This window comes from Alkalihalobacillus sp. BA299, assembly GCF_017745675.1.
Lineage (GTDB): Bacteria > Bacillota > Bacilli > Bacillales > Bacillaceae_F > Alkalihalobacterium.
On sequence record NZ_JAFLJM010000016.1, the window covers coordinates 109,199 to 116,532 of the forward strand.

At 34.1% G+C, this 7,334-nt stretch carries 7 protein-coding genes; 4 read left to right on the forward strand and 3 right to left on the reverse strand.

Annotated features, from left to right (window positions below):
* Positions 1 to 87 precede the first annotated feature (87 nt).
* The 3 genes from J0N78_RS19320 to J0N78_RS19330 all read left to right on the forward strand — a co-directional run bounded on the left by J0N78_RS19320 (position 88) and on the right by J0N78_RS19330 (position 3,762).
* Positions 88 to 1,764, forward strand: coding sequence for a glycerol-3-phosphate dehydrogenase/oxidase (locus J0N78_RS19320; protein ID WP_209124757.1), 1,677 nt, complete (start codon positions 88 to 90; stop codon positions 1,762 to 1,764).
* A gap of 420 nt (positions 1,765 to 2,184) precedes the next feature.
* Entirely contained in the window at positions 2,185 to 3,432 is a 1,248-nt protein-coding gene (locus tag J0N78_RS19325) for an EAL and HDOD domain-containing protein (protein WP_209124758.1), read from the forward strand.
* 66 nt (positions 3,433 to 3,498) lie between these two features.
* Positions 3,499 to 3,762 carry a PilZ domain-containing protein gene (locus J0N78_RS19330; RefSeq protein WP_374193935.1) on the forward strand — a complete coding sequence of 88 codons (264 nt, stop codon included), beginning with the start codon at positions 3,499 to 3,501 and terminating at the stop codon, positions 3,760 to 3,762.
* A 92-nt stretch (positions 3,763 to 3,854) separates the two neighbouring features.
* On the opposite strand, the gene J0N78_RS19335 is transcribed toward J0N78_RS19330, so the two are convergent.
* The 3 genes from J0N78_RS19335 to modA are packed head-to-tail and all read right to left on the reverse strand — an operon-like array spanning position 3,855 to position 6,386.
* Complete coding sequence (locus J0N78_RS19335; protein WP_209124759.1) at positions 3,855 to 4,910, reverse strand: sulfate/molybdate ABC transporter ATP-binding protein; 1,056 nt, start codon at positions 4,908 to 4,910, stop codon at positions 3,855 to 3,857.
* A 7-nt stretch (positions 4,911 to 4,917) separates the two neighbouring features.
* Positions 4,918 to 5,589, reverse strand: coding sequence for a molybdate ABC transporter permease subunit (gene modB, locus J0N78_RS19340; RefSeq protein WP_209124760.1), 672 nt, complete (start codon positions 5,587 to 5,589; stop codon positions 4,918 to 4,920).
* A gap of 17 nt (positions 5,590 to 5,606) precedes the next feature.
* On the reverse strand, positions 5,607 to 6,386 hold the full coding sequence (gene modA, locus J0N78_RS19345; RefSeq protein ID WP_209124761.1) for a molybdate ABC transporter substrate-binding protein: 780 nt from the start codon (positions 6,384 to 6,386) through the stop codon (positions 5,607 to 5,609).
* Positions 6,387 to 6,657: 271 nt separating this feature from the next.
* On the opposite strand from modA, the gene J0N78_RS19350 reads away from it, so the two are divergent.
* Positions 6,658 to 7,089: a VOC family protein gene (locus tag J0N78_RS19350; protein ID WP_209124762.1), complete on the forward strand. Its 432-nt coding sequence runs from the start codon at positions 6,658 to 6,660 to the stop codon at positions 7,087 to 7,089.
* The last annotated feature ends 245 nt before the right edge of the window (positions 7,090 to 7,334 follow it).

Below are 7,334 nucleotides of genomic sequence, written 5' to 3' on the forward strand. Positions count from 1 at the left end.
TATGCGTTAGCGCGTAAAGATTGAGATGTTGTGGCCTCTTTTTATATGCCCTCATAATATTTATTACTATAAAGGGGAGTTTTATTTATGGGAAATTCTTTTTCAAGTAAGAAGCGTGCACTATATTTAGAAGAAATGTCTAAACATACATTGGACTTATTAGTAATTGGTGGGGGAATTACTGGTAGTGGAATAGCACTTGATGCACAGGTTCGAGGTTTAAATACAGGAATAATTGAAATGCAAGATTTTGCGGCAGGTACTTCAAGCAGGTCAACGAAGCTCGTTCATGGTGGATTACGTTACTTAAAACAATTTGAAGTGAAGCTTGTAGCAGAGGTTGGGAAAGAGCGAGCCATTGTTTATGAAAATGCACCACACGTAACAACACCTGAATGGATGCTTCTCCCAATGATTAAAGGGGGGACCTTTGGGAAGACGGCAACATCTGTTGGTTTAAAAGTATATGACTATCTAGCAGGAGTAAAAAAAGAAGAACGCCGCAAAATGTTAAATAGAAATGAAACGTTACAAAAAGAACCGCTTATTCGTAGTGATAAATTAAAAGGTGGAGGAATTTACGTAGAGTATCGTACAGACGATGCCCGTTTAACACTCGAAGTATTAAAAGAAGCGGTTCATAGAGGTACAAAAGCAGTAAACTATACGAAAGCAGAAGGTTTTATCTATGAAAAAGGTAAAGTTACTGGGGTAAAAGTTCGAGACATTTTAAATGATAAAATGTATCATATTTATGCTAAAAAGATTGTAAATGCTGCAGGACCCTGGGTTGATACACTTCGTGAAAAAGACAACTCGAAAAAAGGAAAATATTTACACCTTACAAAGGGAGTTCATCTTGTCGTTGATGGAAGTCGTTTTCCTTTAAAACAGGCTGTTTATTTTGATACAGAAAATGATAAACGAATGGTATTTGCAATTCCACGTGATGGTAAAACATACATCGGAACAACGGATACATTTTATAATGATGAAATAGCCCATCCAAGAATGACGGAAGAAGATCGTGACTATATCATTGCTGCATGTAATTATATGTTCCCTACTGTTAATTTAACAGTAGATGATATTGAGTCGAGCTGGACTGGTCTACGTCCGTTAATACACGAAGAAGGCAAAAGTGCATCAGAAATTTCACGTAAAGATGAAATTTTCTTCTCTGATACAGGCCTTATTTCAATTGCGGGTGGGAAGTTAACGGGTTACCGCAAGATGGCAGAGCGAATTGTCGACATCGTTTCAAAAGATTTAGGTATTAATCAACCATGTACGACTGCTAAAATAAAACTTTCAGGTGGAAACGTCGGTGGTTCTGCTCAGTTTTCGCTTTTCGTTAGTCAAATGGTAAAAGAAGGATTAAAAATTGGATTATCAGAAGAAGAAGCAGGCCGATTAGTCCATTTATATGGTTCAAATGTGAAAAGATTGTTTGAGATCGTAAAAAATAATAAGGAAGAAGCCAATAAGAATAAATTACCGATAACGATTTTTGCACAGATCAAGTACGGGATCGAACATGAAATGGTATCCACGCCGATTGATTTTTTCAACCGCAGAACAGGAGCATTATTTTTTAATATTAACTGGGTTAAAAAGTGGAAAAATGAAGTAGTGTCTTATTTGAAAAAAGAATTAAAATGGAGTGACGAGCAAGTCGTTAAATATGTAACCTATTTGGAGTCAGAAATCTATCACGCCGAACATCCAGTAGATAGCAAAAAGGAAGTTAAAAAAGCAATATAAAACGGGTATAAATTTACCTATGGATAGTGATATGGTTAAAAACGGCAGCTGAGGAATTAACATAAAAAATATTGACGGATGATGGAATATATGGACTGAAAACTAGAAAGTGTACTAAATGATTAAGCCCTGACCAAGGGCTTTTTTATTTTGACTCTGTGAATGTTTAGTTTTTATTGTTGGGTTATTTTACAAAATTAAGAAATTATTAGATTTTAAATACATATTTTGACAGACTTCGAGCTTCGTAATGATATATAATGACTATGTAAATAGTATTAGTAAATTACATATTTATACTTAAAAGAGGTATAAAAGTTCTATCTTAACTTTAAATTTTAAAAAGGAAAAGGTGAAGGTAGGAAAAATTCAAAATGTTAAAGATAAAAAAATGACATTTTATAAGGGGTGGAAATATTAATGGAAGTATTTTTAGCAAGACAACCGATACTAACTAAAAATCAACAAGTTTTCGGTTATGAACTACTTTATCGAAATAATCTACTAGAAAATTTCTCATTAATTGATGATGAACAAGCTACATTGGAAGTAATAAATAGTTTCATTCAGATTGGAATAGATGACCTATCTGAAGGTAAACCTTGCTTTGTAAATTTTACATATAAACTGCTTCAAAATGATATCCCAACTTGTTTTTCCCCGAGTACAATTGTAGTTGAAATTTTAGAAACAGTCGACATTACAAATGAGGTTATCGATATTTGTAGAAGGTTAAAGGTTAAAGGATATAAATTAGCACTAGATGATTTTGATATGATAAATAATAGTGTTAATTTAGATAAGATCTTAAGGATTGTTGATATAGTAAAAATTGATGTTCAAAAAACGTCTCGGGAACAGCAGCTACAGTTAGTAAAATTATTAAAAAAATACAATGTAGAATTACTAGCGGAGAAAGTTGAAACTAGAGATGAGTATGAACGATGTTTACAAAATGGTTATGAGTATTTTCAAGGGTATTACTTTAGTAAACCTGTAATTTTATCAACAAATGATTTAGTAGCACAATATAATAGTTTTTTTACGATTATGGATGAGTTATCTAAACCAAGTCCAGACATTGATAAAATTGCCTTTATGATAGAACGAGATATATCCATTTCTTATAAGTTACTTAAATTAATTAATTCGCCTTTATTTGGTAGATTAAATGAAATAAAATCGATCAAACAAGCCATTGTTTTGCTAGGGTTAAAAGAGCTCAGTAAATGGATATATGTTTTATATATTCGCAATACTGCGACTATTCATACAAATACTTCAGATGAAGTTATTAAAATGTGTCTAACAAGAGCTAGAACAAGTGAGTTAATTGCTGTAAAGATTGGCAAAGGTGTTGAAAGTTCTTCTTACTTTTTAACAGGATTACTTTCATTAATTGATACCGTTTTAAAGCAACCAATTGAAAGAGTGATGGATCAGTTACCTTTAGGTCAAGAAATAAAAGATACCATTATAGGTATACGGTCACCTTATAGTGATGTACATAGATTAGTGATGTCGATTGAAAAAGGGGACTGGCCTGAAATTAGTAAAATAAGTGAGAGAATTAAGATAGATCAAAGTGAGTTGTCCAATATTTATATCAATTCAATAAAGTGGACTAAAGATGTATTATATGGAACAATGAAAGGAAAAAGCAAATGAGAAGATATAAGAGAAAATGAACCGTTTAGATATAGCTTCTCAGAACCAATTTATTGTTTTTATTATATAGGAAGACAAAAGGGAGAGCTTTTGGACGGACAGATACTTGATTTAAGTCCTAATGGTATAAAAATAAAAACGTCTGTAGATCTTCCATTAGAAACTGAATTACATATATCATTTAGTTTAAATAATATTCAGTTTGATGTAACTGGCACAATACGTTGGAAAAAGGACTATATCAACTATATTATTGAAGGTATACAATTACAGAATGATGCCTTCGTACAGAAAAGTTTAATAAATGAATTAAAGCTTTTTGTAAAATAGGAAGGTGAACGTGGTTAGTATAGTAATATACAGATAGGTCATGCTATCTAATTTCTTGAACACAACCTCCACAATAAACAGGGGTTTCCTGTTTATTGTGTGAGTAAAAAAAGATGTTCAATAGGTAGAACTACTTTCCGACTAGTAAGAGCTTCATTAAGTTTACTATTAGGAACTATTGTTTGTAAATTTAATGAACCCGTCTTTATCATAACTTGAGTTTGGTTGATCCCGGGTATTACCTCAGTCACTTCAAAATCAAATGTATTAACCGTATGTTTATTTTCATCATTTGCAAATCTTATGTTTTCAGCATGGATTGCGATATGAGTTGAATGTTTTTTAAAGTCCTTTTTATTTAAGGTTAATGTTAAACCATGAACGGTACATGCAATTTGCTCGTTTCCTTTTTTCAGCGAATGAATTTGAAATATATTTTTACAGCCGATAATTTGGGCTGCAGCAACAGATTGAGGCCTTTGAAACAATTTATATTTTTCTCCAAATTGAATAACCTTCCCTTGTTTTAATAGTAAGATCTTGTCAGCTAGACGATACGCTTCTTCCATATTATGTGTTACGAGTAAAACGACACCTGAGTAATTTTCTTGAATGATTGATAAGAGCTCTTGTTCAAGTAATTGCTTTATATGATGATCTAAAGCAGAAAAAGGTTCATCAAGAAGTAAGAGATCAGGGTTTGTAATTAACGTTCTCCCTAGAGCAACTCGCTGTTGTTGCCCACCTGATAATTGGTTGGGGTAATGATTTTCGTATCCTGTTAATTGGATTTTCTCCATCATGATAGCCACTTTTTCTTCAATTTCCGTTTTTTTATAAGTTTTTTTTAAGCCGAATCCAATATTGTTTTTAACTGTCAAATGGGGAAAAAGCGCGTAGTTTTGAAATACATAGCCAATGTTTCGATTCCTTGATTTAACCGACTTTTTATTTTGGAAATCAAAAAGAGTTCGATCTTGTAATATGATTTTTCCGTTGTCAGGTGTTTGTAGTCCTGCTAAGCATTGTAATGTTAAGCTTTTTCCACACCCAGATGGCCCTAGAATGGCCGTGATTCCATTTTCTACACGAAATGAAACATCAAGGCTAAAGCTAGCTAATTGCTTTTTAATGGATACATCCAGCATTTATTCCTCACCCCTTTACTACTCTTTTTTCTAAACGATTAATGACATATAATACGGTGACCGATGCACTTGTCATGATAAACACAAGTAGGTTAGCTAGGTCGCGGTCGCCTGCTAGAAGCGCATCATAAATGGCGATTGGCATTGTCATTGTTTCGTTAGGGATACTTCCTGCTACCATTAATGTTGCTCCAAAATCACCTAAAGCCCTTGCAAATGAAAGAGTCAGTCCAGAAACAATTCCTTTCCAAGCGAGCGGAAGGATGATAGTAAAAAATAGATTGAACTCTGACCGTCCTAAAACCTTTGCTGCATTTACAACGTTTGTGTCAACACTTGCAAAGGATGCTTTTGCCGATTTAATCAAAAATGGAATGGAAACCACAAGTGCTGCAATGATAGCTCCTGTAGGTGTAAAAACGATGGTCATATCGAAATATTGTTCAACAAACTTGCCTATTGGACTTTGCCTACCTAATAAAACGAGTAAATAATAACCAAGTACAGTTGGAGGTAAAACGATAGGAAGGGTAATGAAGGTATCAACGAAGTCCGCCATCTTTCCTTTCGATTTACTTAAATAGTAAGCAATAGGCAAGCCGATGAGAAGTGCTAAAAGAGTTGCCATAGTAGCAACTCTTAATGATAGGAATAGTGGAAATAAATTAACATCTGCCATAAGCGATTTCTCCTAACTTACTCAGGTACAACAAACCCATAACTCTCCATAATCGGCTTACCGATTGGCCCTATAATAAAATCAATAAAACGTTTTGAAAGTTCTTCATTATTTGTCCGATTGACAACAGCAATGGACTGTTCAAGGGGAGCGTGTAAATTTTCATCGATCAGATGGAAATCCACCTTGCCTTCTTGATAGAGCGATAAAGCAATGATACTTGCTTCCACATTTCCTGTATCAATCAAGGCTAACGTATCAGATATATTTCTTCCGAACACGAGTTTTCCTTGTAGCTGTTCCCATATACCTGCTTCTATTAGAGCCTGTTTTGCAGCTAACCCGTATGGAGCATGGTCTGGGTTAGCAATCGCTACTTTGATGACTTCTGGTTGCAAAAGGTCTTCGACTGTTTTAATAGTGGTCAATTGATTTGGGAGTGTAGCGATTCCGATTCGTCCAAATGCATAGGTTGTCTGTGTTTCAGGGATAATTATATCTTTATCTTTTAATTGATCAATGAATTTAATGTTAGCGGCTGCAAAAACATCAAAAGGAGCACCATTTTCAATTTGATCTGCCAATTGTCCAGTAGACCCGAATGAAAATGTAATCGTCGCTCCTGTTTCTTCTTTAAAAAGTGCACCAATTTCAGTAAAAGCCAAGGATAAATCAGAGGCTGCTGCGACTTTTATAGCAACGTTTTCTTCTGGCTGAGTTTGACCAGATTTACAAGCCGAAAGCATAAAAATAATGATGAGAGAGATGGATAATGTAGCTAAGATCTTAACTTTCATGTTGATGACCCTTTCTTTCTGATTAAAAGCTATAATATTTACTAATTATGAGTATATCATTAGTAGCACGTTTCGCAATGAAATATATCAAGAGTGATGTTCATTGAATCCAGTAAAGTCGAATCAGTCCAATCTGTATAAGGGAAAAAGTTCTATTGGAAAGAGTTGACAAGAAAAATAATCTGTAAGATAATATAAAAATAAGAACGTATGATCTGATGCTAGGTGGAAATCAGAAGCTCTTATAATATTTAATAGAAGAGGTGCCTACATGATCTTAGGAATCAACCCTTATTTAATTTTCGATGGAACAGGACAGGAAGCGGTCAAATTTTATGAAAAAGCACTTGATGCAAAAGTTAACTTTTTTCAAACCTTTGGAGAGATGCCTGAAAATCCAGAATATAGTATTCCAGCTGGGGCAAAGGATCGTGTCATGCATGCGCATTTAAAAATAGGTAACACAGACCTTATGATATCGGATACATTTCCTGGACAACCTTTACAAATTGGTTCTCAAGTACAGGTGTCAATAACAACGAACTGTGTAGAAAAGTCGCAAGGGATATTCAAACAATTAGAAGATGGTGGTCAAGTAGGTATGCCTCTTCAAGAGACTTTTTGGAGCCCTGCATATGGATCAGTTACTGATAAATTTGGAATTACTTGGCAAGTTTCAACACACGTTGAAGAAGAAAAATAAAAAAACAACAATGAAACACCATTTTATATTAGTAGAATGGTGTTTTTCTTAAAGAATAAGAAATTTCGAGGATGTCTAGCTGCAGCGCCCAGCGTCTAGTGGACTTCGCTCTCCTCCTTACGATAAGTTATCATGAACGAAACTAGCCCCTTACTCGTAATATCGTAGATTATTTTGGCTAAGCTGTTTAATGAAAAAAACCAAACCAAAACAGAGCTACATTACGAAAGGAGCTAGTATTATGA

Coding starts and splice junctions, on each gene's coding strand:
- J0N78_RS19320 (WP_209124757.1), top strand. CDS start 88: ATGGGAAATTCTTTTTCAAGTAAGAAGCGTGCACTATATTTAGAAGAA.
- J0N78_RS19325 (WP_209124758.1), top strand. CDS start 2,185: ATGGAAGTATTTTTAGCAAGACAACCGATACTAACTAAAAATCAACAA.
- J0N78_RS19335 (WP_209124759.1), bottom strand. CDS start 4,910: ATGCTGGATGTATCCATTAAAAAGCAATTAGCTAGCTTTAGCCTTGAT.
- modB (WP_209124760.1), bottom strand. CDS start 5,589: ATGGCAGATGTTAATTTATTTCCACTATTCCTATCATTAAGAGTTGCT.
- modA (WP_209124761.1), bottom strand. CDS start 6,386: ATGAAAGTTAAGATCTTAGCTACATTATCCATCTCTCTCATCATTATT.
- J0N78_RS19350 (WP_209124762.1), top strand. CDS start 6,658: ATGATCTTAGGAATCAACCCTTATTTAATTTTCGATGGAACAGGACAG.